At 73.4% G+C, this 14,235-nt stretch carries 13 protein-coding genes; 7 read left to right on the forward strand and 6 right to left on the reverse strand.

What is annotated here, in order from left to right:
• Positions 1-48: 48 nt before the first annotated feature.
• Complete coding sequence (locus Q5425_RS37890) at positions 49-819, forward strand: GntR family transcriptional regulator (protein WP_308677220.1); 771 nt, start codon at positions 49-51, stop codon at positions 817-819.
• Between the two features lie 13 nt (positions 820-832).
• Here Q5425_RS37890 and Q5425_RS37895 read toward each other — a convergent pair whose 3' ends face one another.
• From Q5425_RS37895 to Q5425_RS37910, 4 genes are read right to left on the reverse strand one after another with little or no spacing between them, the layout of a single operon-like run.
• Positions 833-2,146 carry a hypothetical protein gene (locus Q5425_RS37895; protein WP_308677221.1) on the reverse strand — a complete coding sequence of 438 codons (1,314 nt, stop codon included), beginning with the start codon at positions 2,144-2,146 and terminating at the stop codon, positions 833-835.
• Entirely contained in the window at positions 2,143-2,532 is a 390-nt protein-coding gene (locus tag Q5425_RS37900; protein ID WP_308677222.1) for a PTS mannose transporter subunit IIAB, read from the reverse strand. The genes Q5425_RS37895 and Q5425_RS37900 overlap by 4 nt, the downstream gene beginning before the upstream one ends.
• A gap of 9 nt (positions 2,533-2,541) precedes the next feature.
• Positions 2,542-4,173 (reverse strand): PTS system mannose/fructose/sorbose family transporter subunit IID, encoded by a 1,632-nt coding sequence (locus Q5425_RS37905; RefSeq protein ID WP_308677223.1) that lies wholly within the window; start codon positions 4,171-4,173, stop codon positions 2,542-2,544.
• A 7-nt stretch (positions 4,174-4,180) separates the two neighbouring features.
• On the reverse strand, positions 4,181-4,657 hold the full coding sequence (locus Q5425_RS37910) for a PTS sugar transporter subunit IIB (RefSeq protein ID WP_308677224.1): 477 nt from the start codon (positions 4,655-4,657) through the stop codon (positions 4,181-4,183).
• A gap of 338 nt (positions 4,658-4,995) precedes the next feature.
• On the opposite strand from Q5425_RS37910, the gene Q5425_RS37915 reads away from it, so the two are divergent.
• A complete protein-coding gene (locus Q5425_RS37915) occupies positions 4,996-5,940 on the forward strand; it encodes an MBL fold metallo-hydrolase (RefSeq protein ID WP_308677225.1) in 945 nt (314 codons plus the stop codon).
• 107 nt (positions 5,941-6,047) lie between these two features.
• Here Q5425_RS37915 and Q5425_RS37920 read toward each other — a convergent pair whose 3' ends face one another.
• The gene (locus Q5425_RS37920) at positions 6,048-6,545 is read right to left on the reverse strand and encodes a MarR family transcriptional regulator (RefSeq protein WP_308677226.1); all 498 of its coding nucleotides are present in this window, start codon (positions 6,543-6,545) and stop codon (positions 6,048-6,050) included.
• Between the two features lie 75 nt (positions 6,546-6,620).
• Between Q5425_RS37920 and Q5425_RS37925 the strand changes: the two genes are divergently transcribed.
• The 4 genes from Q5425_RS37925 to Q5425_RS37940 all read left to right on the forward strand — a co-directional run bounded on the left by Q5425_RS37925 (position 6,621) and on the right by Q5425_RS37940 (position 10,142).
• Positions 6,621-7,544, forward strand: coding sequence for an EamA family transporter (locus Q5425_RS37925; RefSeq protein WP_308677227.1), 924 nt, complete (start codon positions 6,621-6,623; stop codon positions 7,542-7,544).
• A gap of 37 nt (positions 7,545-7,581) precedes the next feature.
• On the forward strand, positions 7,582-8,772 hold the full coding sequence (locus Q5425_RS37930) for a glycoside hydrolase family 64 protein (protein ID WP_308677228.1): 1,191 nt from the start codon (positions 7,582-7,584) through the stop codon (positions 8,770-8,772).
• 366 nt (positions 8,773-9,138) lie between these two features.
• Entirely contained in the window at positions 9,139-9,699 is a 561-nt protein-coding gene (locus Q5425_RS37935) for a sigma-70 family RNA polymerase sigma factor (RefSeq protein WP_308677229.1), read from the forward strand.
• Entirely contained in the window at positions 9,696-10,142 is a 447-nt protein-coding gene (locus Q5425_RS37940; protein WP_308677230.1) for a hypothetical protein, read from the forward strand. The genes Q5425_RS37935 and Q5425_RS37940 overlap by 4 nt, the downstream gene beginning before the upstream one ends.
• On the opposite strand, the gene Q5425_RS37945 is transcribed toward Q5425_RS37940, so the two are convergent.
• On the reverse strand, positions 10,139-11,254 hold the full coding sequence (locus tag Q5425_RS37945) for a S8/S53 family peptidase (protein ID WP_308677231.1): 1,116 nt from the start codon (positions 11,252-11,254) through the stop codon (positions 10,139-10,141). The genes Q5425_RS37940 and Q5425_RS37945 overlap by 4 nt on opposite strands.
• Before the next feature lie 189 nt (positions 11,255-11,443).
• Between Q5425_RS37945 and Q5425_RS37950 the strand changes: the two genes are divergently transcribed.
• Positions 11,444-14,023: a CHAT domain-containing protein gene (locus Q5425_RS37950; protein WP_308677232.1), complete on the forward strand. Its 2,580-nt coding sequence runs from the start codon at positions 11,444-11,446 to the stop codon at positions 14,021-14,023.
• The last annotated feature ends 212 nt before the right edge of the window (positions 14,024-14,235 follow it).

Below are 14,235 nucleotides of genomic sequence, written 5' to 3' on the forward strand. Positions count from 1 at the left end.
GCCGCGGTGGGTATTACCTCCGTGCCCGTGGCGCGACATACTGAAGCCATGCCCCGTCCGAAACACGTCCCCGCGGCCGATCTGCGCCTCCCGGACGCGCTGCAGCCGGGGCGGCCGAAGGGCGACCAGCTGCGCGAAATCCTCGAAAGCGTCGCGACGGAAGCCGGTCCGGGCAGGCTGATGCCGTCGGAGCGGTTCCTCGCCGAGCACTTCCAGGTGGCCCGCGGCACCGTGCGGCAGGAGATCAACCGCCTGGTCGCGGACGGCGTCCTGTACCGCCAGCACGGCACCGCGACGTTCACCGCGGAACGGCAGGCGGCGCACATCGACATGCTGACCTCGTTCACCGAGGACATGCAGGCCCGCGGGGTGGTGCCGAAGACGAAGGTGCTGCACGCGGAGGTGGAGAGCGCGGGCCCGCGCATCGCCGGACGGCTGAACGTGCCGCCGGGCGCCCGGGTGTTCCGGCTCGAACGGCTCCGCTACGTCGAAGACGAGCCGTTCGCGGTCGAGCGCACCAACCTGTCCGTCGACCGGTTCCCGGACATCGAGCTGTTCGACTGGGAAACCCAGTCCCTCCACCGCACGATCGAGGAACGCTGGGGCGTGCGCCCGGAGTGGAACGACACGGCGATCTCCGCGGTGCTGCCGAACAGCCACGACGCGGCCCTGCTCGGCATCGAAGCCACCCAGCCGTGCCTGATCATCGAGGGCACGCTGCACGACCAGAGCGGCGGCGTCATCGAAGCGGGCCGCTCGCTGTACCGCGCGGACCGCTACACGGTGTTCACCCAGGCGCGGCGCAGCCCATCCTCCTGAGCGGGCAACGGGCCTAGCGGCAGCGGCTGACCTCATGCGCCCGCAGCACCTTCAGGCAGTGCTCCACCAGCTCGTCCCCCGCCTCCGGGTCGAACAGCGTCACGTACGACTCGTAGATCCCGTCGCGGTGGCCGGCCGCGTCCGGCAGGTACCCCAGGTACCCGTCCGTGTAGCCGATCACGCGGGTGTGGCGGAACGGGCTGCCCCGCCGGATGCGCAGCCCCAGGGACGCGAACAGCTCGAACGGCGTGTGCAGCCAGGCGATGTCCCCGAGCGACACCACGCTGACCGGCACCTCGGCGCAGCCGGTCGGCCGGCCGCCCGCCGCCATCGTCGCCAGCATCGCGCAGCCCTCGTAGCGGGTCTGCGCGATCCGGACCGCCGGGTGGTCCTCGCCGTGGTGGGCCAGCTCGCGCTGCCACTCCGCCTCCGCCGTCTGCCGCAGGCTGAGGCTGTCCTCGAGCGAAGGCACGTCGCGGTAGGGCAGGTGCAGCGTCGAGCGCGTCAGGTGGACCGGGCCGGCCGCCGCGGGCGGCGAAGACACCGCCGCCAACGTGCGCGCGATCGACGTCGCCAGGTGGCCGCCGAGCGTGCGGACCTCGGCGTGGTCGCGGCCGCGGCGGACGAACCGGGAGCTCGCGTCGCCCGCCGCGCCCTGCAGGAACGCCGCGACCGGCCGGCCGGTCAGCGTGGCCAGCTCGCGGCGGGTCGCGCCCGGCCAGTCCGCCGACCAGGACAGGTTGTCCGGGCCGAGCACCGTGGGGTGGCTGGCGTAGTCGAACAGCAGCGCGGCCGGGGTGCCGTCGTCGCGGCGCAGCTCGAGGACGCCGAACGACGTGTCGTGCGGCCCGTCGGGCCGGTAGCGGTTGCCGCCGACGGCTTCCGTCGAACCCGCGTGCCAGCGGGCCCGGACCCGGCTGCGGCAGGCGCGCAGCCGCAGCGCCGCGCCGGTGACCTTCTCCGCCATGCCGCCGACCAGCCCGGCGTCGCGCCGCCCCGGCAGCCCGGGGTGCAGCGGGCCGGTCCAGCCCTCGGGCCCGGAATGCGTGTGCGACGCGCAGACGAGCACCCGGTCCGGGTCGATGCCCACCGCCGCGGCGACCGCGTCGGCCAGGGTGCGGGTCAGCCCGGCGTCGACCGCGAGCGCGTCCAGCGCCACCCACACCACGCCGGGGTCGTCCTCGGTGGACAGCCAGATCAGCGACGCCTCGAGGTCGTCGTGCGTGCCGGTCGCGACGCCGTGCCGGGCCAGGTAGCCGCCGAGCGGGTGCCCGGGCCCCGGCGTGATCCGGACGTCTTGCGCGGCGAGCAGGAGCGCGGCGGTCACCAGGTCGATTCCAGGACGTCGACGACACCGTCGCGGCCGGCGGCGCGGGCCACCCCGGCGAGCTCGGTGACGTCGTCGGTCGTGTGCAGCAGGACTTCCAGCAGCATCGGCAGGTTCAGGCCGGAGACCAGCTGGAGGTGCGGGTGCGCGGCCGCGAGCGTGCGGACGGCGTTGAACGGCGAGCCGCCGTGCAGATCGGCGAGCACGAGCACGCCGCCGGCGTCGCCGGTCAGCGCGAGCAGCCGGGCGCCGAACTCCTCCGGGCTGTCGCGCGGGCTCAGCTCGCAGACCTTCAGCCGCGACTGCGGGCCGAGGATCATCTCGGCGGCCTCGCCGACGCCGGAGGGCAGCCGGCCGTGGCCGGCGAGGATGATCGGGACGGGCATGGCGGACTCCTAACTCTTCACCGGGGCCGATGGCGCGAACCAGCCGAGCCACCCCAGGACGACCCCGGCGACGACGACGATGCCGATGACCCAGACCGGCCGCAGCCGGGCCTTGGCCGTCAGCAGGTAAACCCCGGCGGTGACCAGCACCGGCAGCAGGAACGGCAGGAGCTCGTCGAGCCGGTCCTGGATCGCCACGGACTGCGTCACCGGCTGCCCCTGGACCGTGGTGGTCTGCCGGTAGGTCAGCGTGGTGACGACCTTGACGATCGACGGGATGAACCCGCCGAGCACGACGAACCCGAGCACGGTCGCCCCCTGCGCCACGCGCGCGAGCGCCCCGGCGGCGAGGTGCCCGGCCAGCCGCTTCCCTTCGCGGTAGGCGAACCCGAACTGCCAGCGCCGCACCAGCGCGTACGGCACGAGCACCATCACCGCGGCGAACGCGGGGCCGAGCCAGTTGCCCTGCAGCGCCCACGACGCACCCATGGTGAAGACGATGCTGTTGTACAGCGCGAAGACGACGGTGTCGCCGATGCCGGCCAGCGGCCCCATCAGCGCGACCTTGGTGCTCGCCGCCGACTTCGGCGTCCCCGCCTCCTCCAGCGCGACGCTGGAGCCGAGGATCAGCGGGCCGCCGACGAGCACCGAGGTGTTGAAGAACTGCAGGTGCCGCTGCAGACCGGCGACGTAGTCGGCCTTCTCCGGGTACAGCCGGCGCAGCACGGGCTCCATCGAGTACGCGAACCCGAGCGCCTGCATCCGCTCGTAGTTCCAGGAGATCTGGCTCGACCAGAAGTACCGGCGGAACACCCGCCGGAGGTCCTGTTTCGTCAGCCTGGAATCCATTGTGGACTCCGCGGTGAACGACTCTGGGGCCGCTTCGGGGACGACGAGGGCGGGCTCGTCCCGCTTGAGCGTCACGAACAGCATCGCGACCGCGACGCCGATCAGCGCGATCCCCAGCACCGGCAGGTGCAGGTAGGCGAACCCGACGAACCCGATGAGCAGCAGGTACCAGTAGCGCGACAGCTCCATCATGCCGAGCAGCAGCGCGAAGCCGACCGCCGGCAGCAGCGACCCGGCCAGCGTCATGCCCTGCACGAACCCGGCCGGGATGCTCGCGGTGATGTCCTTGACCAGCCCGCCGGACGCGGCGAGCGCGGCGAGGAACGTCGGGATCGCGCGCACCGCGACCCACGGGACCAGGCTCACCCAGTGAATGACGGCCAGGCCGCGCGCGTTGCCGTCGGCGGCGTAGCCGTCGGCGCGGTGGACCAGCCCGGTGGTGACCATCTTGCCGACCGGGTCCAGGGCCGAGAGCAGGATCGCCGCCGGCAGCCCGACGCCGATGCCGATCGCGGCCTGCGCCGCCGGGGCGCCCGCCGCCCCCGCGGCCAGCGCGGTGCCGACGATCGCGCCGGTCTGGTAGTCCGGGATCGTCGCGCCGCCGTAGGTGTAGACACCCAGCGCCGCCAGCTCCAGCGTCGCGCCGATCAGCAGGCCGAGCAGGGGGTGGCCGGTGATCAGCCCGGCCACCGAGCCGGCGATGAGCGGGCGCTGGGCGTAGATGAGGAACGGGCCGAGCCCGTCGTAGGTGCAGTAGATCGCCCAGAGGGTCAGGGCCAGCGCGACGAGCATGCTCCGGTTACAGCCCTTTCCGGTCGAGCAGAGGGACAAAATCGGCGGCCTTGTCCTGCGGCAGCAGCTGGGTGACCAGCGCGACGCCCGCGGCGGCGACCTTGCGGTAGGCGTCGGCCTCGTCCGCGGTGACCGCGACCGAGCGGGTGACCATGGTGTAGGAATCACCCGGCCGGGGGGCGACGTTGCCGACGTTGACGACCTCGGGCCGCAGCCCGCCCTCGACGAGGCGGAAGACGTCTTCGGGGTGCTTGGCGATGATCATGGCGTCCGCGCCGGCCTCGGCGGCCAGCGTGGCCTCGACCGAGAGCACGTCGGTGGGCAGCCCGCGGGCGGCCTGCGGGAGCAGCATGAGCTGGAGGTCGTCGGCGGCGACTTCGTCGTTGCAGACGATCAGCCGGCGCACGCCGAGGCGGCGGGTCCACGCGACGGTGACCTGACCGTGGATCAGCCGGTTGTCGATCCGGACGTGTGCCCCCGTCATGTTTCTCCTCCCGGACGGCAGGAGACATACTGGTTCGTACCAGTATGTGTGTCAACACTGCCGGTGACCGGCCTTCGCGCGGCCGACGGAAGGACCCCTCAGACCTTCCGTCGGCCGACGAGCGCGAAGTCCCCCTGGTTTTCTACCCGGACCCTCCCATAAAGGTATATACCAGTATGGACGGTCGTGATCGACTGTCAAGACCCTGGGCCAGGAACAATCCGGGAAATTCTCGACCGGTCAGCCGACCGAAATTGGTGGGGAACATTCCGGAGAATCCGCGCAACCTGTCCCGGCCGCCGTCGTTAACCGCATCGTCCGTTCAGGGGAGGAAGAGCATGCCGGCCGTCAGAACGAACATCGTCCCGCTCCGGCACGCGCGGCCCGGAGTGGTGGCGTACGTGAAGAGCCCGGCCGAGTGGTTCGTCGCGAACAGCGGCTGGATCCAGGGCAGCGAGGGCGTCGCGCTCATCGACACCTGCGGCACCGAGCAGGCGACGCTGGAGCTGCTGCGCGACGTCCGCAAGTACGCGGGCGAGCAGGAACTCACGGTCGTCATCACGCACGCGCACGGCGAGCACCACAACGGGCTCGGCGTCGCCCTGCGCGACGGCGGGACGGCGCTGGCCGCGCCCGGCAGCCTCGATCTGGTCAAGGCCGGACCGCAGACGTACGGCAACGTCTTCACCTACACCCGCTGGGGCGTGCTGGAGCCGCCGGAGCCGCACGCGGTCCGCCCGGTGCCGGGCTGGTACGAGCTGGACCTCGGCGGCGCGGCCGTCGACGTCGTGGCCGTGCCCGGCGTCGCCCACACGGCGGGTGACCTGGTGGTGCACGAACCGCGTTCGGGCACGCTGTTCACCGGCGACCTGGTGGTCATCGGCGACACCCCGATGGCGGTGCACGGGTCGATCCTGGGCTGGCTCGACGCGCTCGACTGGCTGCAGGACACGTTCCGGCCGCGCACCCTGGTCCCCGGCCACGGCCCGGTGGCCACCCCCGCGCACACGGCGTTCCACGCGATGCGCGGCTACCTGGAGTGGCTGCTGGAGGCGACGACGCGCCAGTCCAGCTTCACGAAGCTGGCGAAGCAGGCGTCCCTGCGCTGGCCGACGTGGCGCAACCCGGAGCGCCACATCGGAAACCTGATGCGCGCGTACGCCGACCAGCACGGCCGCAAGCTCGACGTCGACCTGGCGATCGACGCGGTGCTGGCCGCCGCGGGCGGCCGCATCGACCTCGACTCCCTGCTGGGCAGCGAACCGGTCCGCCAGATCTCCTGAGCCCCGCCGCCGCCCAAGCGCCCCAATGTGGCGTTCGGTGCGTCCAGCGCACCCAATGTGGCGTTCGGTGCGTTGGACGCAACCAACGCCACATTGGGGCGTTTGGGTCAGGAGCCGGCGCCGCCGAGGCTTTCCAGGAGGGTCCGCAGCGTCGCGGCCAGTTCCGCACGCTCGTCGACGCCCAGCGCGGACAGGATCCGGTGCTCGGTCTCGACGTGCTCCGGCAGCACCCGGTCGATCAGCTCGCCCCCGGCCTCGGTCAGCTGCACGCGGACCCCGCGGCCGTCCGCCTCGTTCGGGGTGCGCTCGACCAGGCCGCGCGCCTCCATCTTGTCGAGGCGCTGGGTGATCGCCCCGGACGTGACCATCGCCGACCGCATCAGCTCCGTCGGGGTCAGCCGGTAGGGCGGCCCGCTGCGGCGCAGGGTCGCGAGGACGTCGAAGGTCGCGCGGTCCAGGCCGTGGCGGGCGAACGTGCGGCGCAGTTCCGCGTCGACCAGCGCACTGAGCCGGGACAGCCGGCCGATCACCGCCATCGGGGAAACGTCCAGGTCGGGCCGCTCGGCGTGCCACTGCGCCAGCACCCGGTCCACGTGGTCGCCCATCGGCACAGCGTAACGGATGCCTTAGCGGTGAGTGATCGGTAGCCATTTACCTTAGCAGTAAGGTAATCTGTCTTAGTGCTAAACAACCGGCTCGCCCTGATCCTCGTCACCGCGCTGGCCCCGGCCATCTGGGGCACCACCTACCTCGTCACCACCGAGTTCCTGCCGCCCGGCCGCCCGCTGCTGGCCGCCGTCATCCGCGCGCTGCCCGCCGGGCTGCTGCTGGTCGCGCTCACCCGCCGCCTGCCGAAGGGCGACTGGTGGTGGCGGTCGCTCGTGCTCGGCACGCTGAACATCGGCGCCTTCCTCGCCCTGCTGTTCGTCGCCGCCTACCGGCTGCCCGGCGGGGTCGCTGCCACCCTCGGCGCCGTGCAGCCGCTGCTGGTCGCCGGCCTGTCCACCGGCCTGCTCGGCGAACGCCTGACCCGGCGCACCCTGCTCGCCGGCGTCGCCGGGATCGCCGGCGTCAGCCTGCTGGTCCTGCAGTCCACCGCGCGCCTCGACGCGATCGGCGTCGCCGCCGCGGCCGGTGGCGCGGTCGTGATGGCCACCGGCGTCGTGCTGAGCAAACGCTGGACGTCCCCCGCGCCGCTGCTGGCCACGACCGGCTGGCAGCTCGTCGCGGGCGGGCTGGTGCTCGTGCCGGTCGCACTGGCCGTCGAAGGTCCGCCGCCCGCGTCGCTGTCCGGGGCGAACCTCGCGGGCTACGGCTACCTCGCGCTGGTCGGCGCCGCGTTCGCGTACGCCTTGTGGTTCCGCGGGATCCGCGCGCTGCCGGCCACGCACGTGACGTTCCTCGGGCTGCTGAGCCCGGTCGTCGCGACCCTGCTCGGCTGGCTCGCGCTCGGCCAGCGGCTGACGCCGTGGCAGCTGCTGGGCGCGGCGATCGTGCTGGCCGCCGTCGTGGCCGCGCAGTGGCGGCCGTTGGTCCGGACGGGGGCTGATAATTATCAGCCTTTGACAACCGCTCACCGGGACACCGACGCTGAAATGGTCTGAACAACTTGCGATCATCGGCCTCGACGAGGAGGCGCCCGTGCGCACGAGAACGTCCGTCCGACAACGGCTTGCGGTGCTGGGAGCGGCCATCGCGGTGGCCACCGGGCTCGCGACCGCCCCGGCCACCGCCGCGGTCCCGGCCACGATCCCCCTGAAGATCACCAACAATTCCGGCCGCAGCGATCCCGTCTACGTCTACGACCTCGGCACGAACCTGGCGACCGGGCAGCAGGGCTGGGCCGACGCGAACGGCGCGTTCCACGCCTGGCCCGGCGGCGCGGTACCGCCGATCCCCGCCCCCGACGCGTCCATCCCGGGACCCGCCAACGGCCAGTCGATCACCATCCGGATCCCGAAGTTCTCCGGCCGGATCTACTTCTCCTACGGGCAGAAGCTGGTGTTCAAGCTGGCCACCGGCGGGCTCGTGCAGCCGGCGGTCCAGAACCCGTCGGACCCGAACGCCGGCATCCTGTTCAACTGGTCGGAGTACACGCTCAACGACGGCGGCCTCTGGATCAACAGCACCCAGGTGGACATGTTCTCGGCGCCGTACGCGGTCGGCGTGCAGCCCGTGGGCGGCACCACGAGGAGCACCGGACACCTGAAACCGGGCGGCTACAACGGTTTCTACACGGCGCTGCGCGGCCAGCCGGGCGGCTGGGCCAACCTGATCCGGACCCGGTCCGACGGCACGGTCCTGCGCGCGCTGGCCCCGAGCCACGGCATCGAAGCGGGCGCGCTGCCCGCGACCGTGCTGCAGGACTACATCAACCGCGTCTGGACGAAGTACAGCTCCTCGACGCTGACCGTGACCCCGGTCGCCGACCAGCCGGGCGTGAAGTACTACGGCCGGGTTTCGGGCAACACCATGAACTTCACCAACACCGCGGGCGGGTTCGTGACGGCGTTCCAGAAACCGGATTCCGACAGCGTTTTCGGCTGCTACAAGAACCTCGACGCCCCCAACGACGTCCGCGGCCAGATCTCGCGCACGCTCTGCGCGGGCTTCAACCGCTCGACGCTGCTGACGAACGCGAACCAGCCCGACACGAATCCGGCCGGCTTCTACCAGGACGCGGTGACCAACCACTACGCGCGCAAGATCCACGCGCAGATGGCGGACGGCAAGGCGTACGCCTTCGCGTTCGACGACGTCGGCCACTACGAATCCCTGGTCAACGACGGCAACCCGGCGACGGCCTACCTGACGCTGGACCCGTTCAACTAGAGCTGCACAACCACCGGCGCCACCGGCGTATCCCCGAGCCACGCGCACGGGGGTGCGCCGGTGCTCGCCGGAACGGGCACCGCCCGGCCTCTCACCTCCGCCACCGGCGGCCCGCAGACCACCAGTTCCACCACGAGCACGGGTACGAGAACCCCGAACAACCGCATCCGCACGATCGGTTCACCCCGATCCGACTCCACCACCACTCCCACCGGGCACACGGCGGCCACCGCGGGGGTGGTTCAGGTATTTCCCGGCCTCTCACCGGATCGGATGAGCGGGGGAAGACCGCGAAGGAGTCCCCCGATGGCGTACAGGTCCGAAGGGTCGCTCTTGGCTAGGCTGAGTGGGTCAAGCGGAGGTGAAGTGGACACCACGACCCTGCTCGAGGCGGCCGCGCGCGGCGACCAGGCGGCCTGGGACGCCCTCGTCGACCGCTACGCCGCTCTGCTCTGGTCGATCGCCCGCGCCCACCGGCTCTCCGACGCCGATGCGGGCGACGTCGTCCAGACGACGTGGCTGAAGCTCGTCGAAAACCTCGGCCGGATCAAGGACCCGGAGCGGCTGCCCGGCTGGCTGGCCACCACCACCCGGCACGAATGCCTCCGCCAGCTCCGCCGCACCGACCGGGAACGCCCCACCGACGACCAGGTCTGGCAGAGCGAGCCGTCGCCCGGTGCGGCCGTCGACGCGGCCCTGCTGCTCGATGAACGCGACGCCACCCTTTGGCGGGCGCTGGGCACGCTGTCCGACCAGTGCCGCCGGCTGCTGCGGGTGCTCATGGCCACTCCCCCGCCGTCGTACGCGGAGGTGGCCGAGGCCCTCGGCATGCCGGTCGGCAGCATCGGCCCGACCCGGCAGCGCTGCCTGGGCCGGCTGCGCGAGCGGGCCGGCCAGGCCGGGCTCGGGACGGAGGACCGGACGTGACCGGCGACGACGAACTCATGGAGATCCTGCGCGCGGCGGCCGCCCAGGCGGACCCGGTGCCGGACCTGGTGCTGCGCCAGGCCCGGGCGGCCCTCGTCACCCGCGACCTCGACGCCGAGCTCGCCGAACTCGCCTTCGATTCGGACGCGGCCGCGGCCGGCACAGTCCGCGCGGGCGCCGACGACGTCCGGTTGCTGTCGTTCGAATCGGCCCGGGTGTCGGTGGAACTGCAGGTGGAGTACGCCGGCGGCCGGGTCGCGCTGCGCGGCCTGATCACCGGCGCGACCGGCGACGCGGTGATCGAGGTGGCGGGCGAACGGCACGTCCGCCCGATCGGCGCGGAAGGCTGGTTCACGGCGGCGGGGCTGCCGCGCGGCGCGACCCGGGTGAAGGTGACCGCCGCAGACGGCACGACGGTCACCACCGGCTGGGCCAGCCTCTAGCTCTCCTGGACGCGCGGCACTTCGCTGGGTCCGTTCACATCGGACACGGTGATCGAGTCGGCGCCGTCGAGCACCTCGCGTGCCGCCTCCCGGGCACTCTTCCCGGTCGCCATCACCGCCGCGATCCGGCCGGTGACGATCGCGGCCGAGAACGACGTCCCGCTCCAGACCGCGTAGCCGGTGAACTTCGGTTCCTCCTCCGGCGGCTGCACCGGGTAGCCCGGGTGGAAGTACGGGCCGACCACGTCGACCCCGTCGGCGTAGGCCGCGATCCACGGCCCGAAGTTGCTGAAGTCCGCGACGCGGGGGCTGCGCGTGGCGTCGGCCGAGCCGACCGGCAGCACCAGCGCGTGCTTGTCGTCCTCCTCGCCCGGGACCGTGGGCGCGAGCTTGATCCCGGCCGGGTAGACCCGCTGCCGCATCCCCCGGTTCCCGGCGGAGGCGACCACGACGGTGTCCGGCGACAGCCGGCGCAGCGCGTCCTCGATCGCCTTCGGCGGCCGGTCCTCGAAGGTCTGGCCCGAGAACGACAGGTTGATCAGGGTGACGCCGTCGCCGCGGAGGTCGTCGATCGCGTTCGCCACCGCCAGGTCCTCGGCGTCGCCGCTCTGCTCGTCGATCACGCCCTTCATCCGGACGCCCACGTCCGGCCCCACCTGCTTCAGCACCACCCCCGCGACGAAGGTCCCGTGCCCGGCGGCGCCGGCCGGGTTCCCGTCCTCGCCGCGGACCACCCGGACGGTGTCCTCCGGTTCGAAGTGGACGCGCTCGCCGAGGAACTCGTGCGGACGGCGGTCCCGCAGCACGATCCCGGTGTCGATCACCCCGGCCCAGTGCCGGATGTCGCCCGCGGGCACCGGGGTCAGGGTGTTGTCGGTGGGTTTGGGCCGCAGGTCGCCCCAGATGATGCGGTCGAGGCCGAAGAGGTGGTTCGGGCTCGCGCCGCGGCCGCGCAGCGCGGCGAGCACCTCCGGGACCGGGCGGGTGCCGGTGAAGCGGCGCAGCGGCCCGGCACCGCCGTCCGGGTGGTAGCCGAACGCTGCCAGTCCGGTGCGGATCGCGGCACAATCGTCGGCATGGACCAGCAGCTGGCCGGCTCGGTATCGGGTCATGCGTCCCCCTCCGGGGCCGATCATGGGTGAACGGGTCGGCAAGCCGATCCGCGAACCCCTCGATCTGATACTGCGCCTTTCGGTGCCGATCCGGCCACCGTCACGGCCGGACGGCTGCGTGGCGACGGTGGTGTGCCGCGTGGCCGGCCCGTTTTCGGCCCGCCCCGGCCGGAGCGGACACCAGCGGCGATGACCGGGGCACTGGCCAAGGCCGTCGCCGCGGCCGACCTGGCGTTCACCGCGCCGGCCAAGGCGCGGGCGCTCGCCTCGGCCGCGCTCGCGGACGCGAACGGCCACGCCGAGGCGGCCGCGGTCGCCGAGCACGCGCTCGGCCTCGCCGGGGTGGCCACGGGCCGCCTCGCCGACGCCGAAACCCGGCTGCGCACCGCGGTCCGGCTGGCCGACGGCGCCGGGCTCCGCGAGCGCGCGGCCCAGACGCGCGGGGTGCTCGGGTACGTGCTGACGCTGACCGGGCGCACGGCCGAGGCGCTGCGCGAGCTGGACCGCGCGATGCCGGAGCTGACCGGGACGGCGGCCGCGCGGCTGCGCATGCAGCGGGCCGTCGTGCTCACCGAAATCAGCCGGTTCGGTGCCGCCGCCGCGGAGTTCTCCGCCGCGCTCGCCACGCTGCGGGCGGCGGGCGGGGACGCCCTGATCGAGGCGACGATCCGCACCAACCGCAGCATCGTGCTCGCTCGGCTCGGCGACTGGCGGGGCGCCGAGGAGGACCTGCGCCGGGCCGAAAGCGGGTTCGCCGCGACCGGCCACATCGGACGGACGGCGATGGTGTGGCAGAACCGCGGGCTCGCCGCCACCGTCCACGGCGACGTCCCGGCCGCGCTCACCGCCTACGACGAAGCCGCCGTGCGTTACCGGGAAGCGGGCACCGACCCGGGCCTGCTGCCGATCGAACGCGCCGAAACGCTGCTCTCCGTCCGGCTCATCACCGAAGCACGGGAAGCCGCGACGGCCGCCGTCGCGGACTACGAACGCCGGCGCAACGCCGTCGACCTCGTCCAGGCGCGGCTGCTGCTGGCGAAGGTCGCGCTGCTCGACGGCGACCCGGAAACGGCACTGCGCGAAGCCTCGCTGGCCCGGCGGTCCGCGGCCCGGCAGCGCCGGCCGGGCTGGGCCGCGCTCGGCGGCTACCTGGCGCTGCGGGCCCGTCGCGACAGCGGCCTCCGGACGGCGGCGATGCTCCGGTCGGGACAGCGCACGGTGGTGGCGCTGACCGAAGCGGGCTGGGTGGTCCCGGCCCTGGACGCGCGGCTGATCGTCGCGTCGCTGGCGCTGGAGCTGGGCCGTCCGGCGGTCGCGGAGGCGGAACTGACGGCCGTCGGCCGGGCCGGGCGCGGCGGCCCGGCCGAACTGCGGGCCCGCGCCTGGCACGCGACGGCGTTGCTGCGGCTGGTCCACGGCGACCGCCGTGGCGCGGACGCCGCGGTGCGCGCCGGCGTCCGGGTGGTCGACCGGTTCCGGGCCGGGCTGGGGGCCAGCGAGCTGCGCGCGCACGCGTCGGGCCACGCGAGCGAACTGACCGGGCTCGGGCTGCGGCTCGCCGTCGAAGCGGGTCACCCCGAGGCGGTGCTGCGCTGGGCGGAACAGCGGCACGCCGGGGCGCTGCGGTTGCGGCCCGCCCGGCCGCCGGACGACGAGGGCCTGGCCGCCGACCTCGCCGCGTTGCGCCAGGTCGCCGTCGACCTCGCCGCGGGCACCGGGCAGGCGCCGGCTCTGCTGCGCCGGCAGGCACGGTTGGAGAAGGCGGTGCGCGACCGAGCCCGGCACGCCGGCGGCGTGTCTGCTTCGGACCGTCGCATCCCGTCACGCGCGGAGCTCGCCGCGGCGCTGGGTCCGGCCACGCTGGTGGAGTACCTGGAACTGGACGGGCGGCTGACCGCGCTGGTGCTCGGCGGCGGCCGGCTCCGGCGGTGCGAACTGGGCCCGGCGGCCGAGGCGGCCGAACGCCTGGACGAGCTGCGGTTCGCCCTGCGGCGATCGGCGTTCGGGCTCGGCTCGTTCGCGGAGCTCGCCGCCCGGACGGCCCGCCGCCTCGACGCCCTGCTGCTGGCCCCGCTCGCGCTGGGCGACGGCCCGCTGGTGATCGTGCCGACCGGGCGGCTGCACGAACTGCCGTGGCCGGCGCTGCCGGGCTGCCACGGCCGTCCGGTGTCCCTGGCGCCGTCGGCGGCGTTGTGGCACCGCGCGGCAACCGCACCCCGCGAGCCGGGCGGCGACCACGTCGTCGTCGCCGGTCCCGGGCTGCGGCACGCCGCCGCGGAAGCCGCCGCGCTGGCCCGCCGCTACCCGGGTGCCCGGCGGTTCACCGGCCGCACCGCACGGGTCGAGCCGGTGCTGGCCGCCCTCGACGGCGCCGCGCTGGGCCACCTCGCGGCGCACGGGGTGTTCCGCACGGACAACCCGCTGTTCTCCTCGCTCCGGCTCGCCGACGGCCCGCTGACGGTGTACGACCTGGAACGGCTGGCCCGCCCGCCCCGTCAGGTGGTCCTGTCGGGCTGCGACTCCGGCCGCTCGGCCGTCCACGCGGGCGACGAGCTCCTGGGCCTGGCGTCGGCCCTGCTGGCCCTGGGCACCACGAGCCTGGTGGCCACGGTCCTCCCGATCCCCGACAACGCCGGCCGCGCCCTGATGGTCCGCCACCACCGCCACCTGGCCGCAGGCCTCCCCCCAGCCGCGGCTTTGGCCCAGGCCCAGGCGGACCTCCCGAACTCCCCCGCAACCTCCAGCTACGTCTGCTACGGCGCCGGCTAACCCTGCACTTTCCCTACGAAAGTGATCCGGAGACGACCCCTCCACCTCACTTTCACGTGAAAGCTATCCGGAGGAACCCTCCACCTCGCTTTCACGTGAAAGTGAGGTGGAGAGAGGCCCTCCGCATCACTTTCGTAGGGAAAGTGGCGCTGGGGGCGGGGGCATTATGGGACTGTGCGGATCACGGCTTGGTGGGGTGGACTCAGTCCTCG

Source organism: Amycolatopsis sp. A133 (assembly GCF_031082405.1).
GTDB lineage: Bacteria > Actinomycetota > Actinomycetes > Mycobacteriales > Pseudonocardiaceae > Amycolatopsis.

What these genes read in the sequence shown, in the direction of transcription:
- Q5425_RS37890 (WP_308677220.1), top strand. Translation starts at nt 49, where the DNA reads ATGCCCCGTCCGAAACACGTCCCCGCGGCCGATCTGCGCCTCCCGGAC.
- Q5425_RS37900 (WP_308677222.1), bottom strand. Translation starts at nt 2,532, where the DNA reads ATGCCCGTCCCGATCATCCTCGCCGGCCACGGCCGGCTGCCCTCCGGC.
- Q5425_RS37905 (WP_308677223.1), bottom strand. Translation starts at nt 4,173, where the DNA reads ATGCTCGTCGCGCTGGCCCTGACCCTCTGGGCGATCTACTGCACCTAC.
- Q5425_RS37910 (WP_308677224.1), bottom strand. Translation starts at nt 4,657, where the DNA reads ATGACGGGGGCACACGTCCGGATCGACAACCGGCTGATCCACGGTCAG.
- Q5425_RS37915 (WP_308677225.1), top strand. Translation starts at nt 4,996, where the DNA reads ATGCCGGCCGTCAGAACGAACATCGTCCCGCTCCGGCACGCGCGGCCC.
- Q5425_RS37920 (WP_308677226.1), bottom strand. Translation starts at nt 6,545, where the DNA reads ATGGGCGACCACGTGGACCGGGTGCTGGCGCAGTGGCACGCCGAGCGG.
- Q5425_RS37945 (WP_308677231.1), bottom strand. Translation starts at nt 11,254, where the DNA reads ATGACCCGATACCGAGCCGGCCAGCTGCTGGTCCATGCCGACGATTGT.
- Q5425_RS37950 (WP_308677232.1), top strand. Translation starts at nt 11,444, where the DNA reads ATGACCGGGGCACTGGCCAAGGCCGTCGCCGCGGCCGACCTGGCGTTC.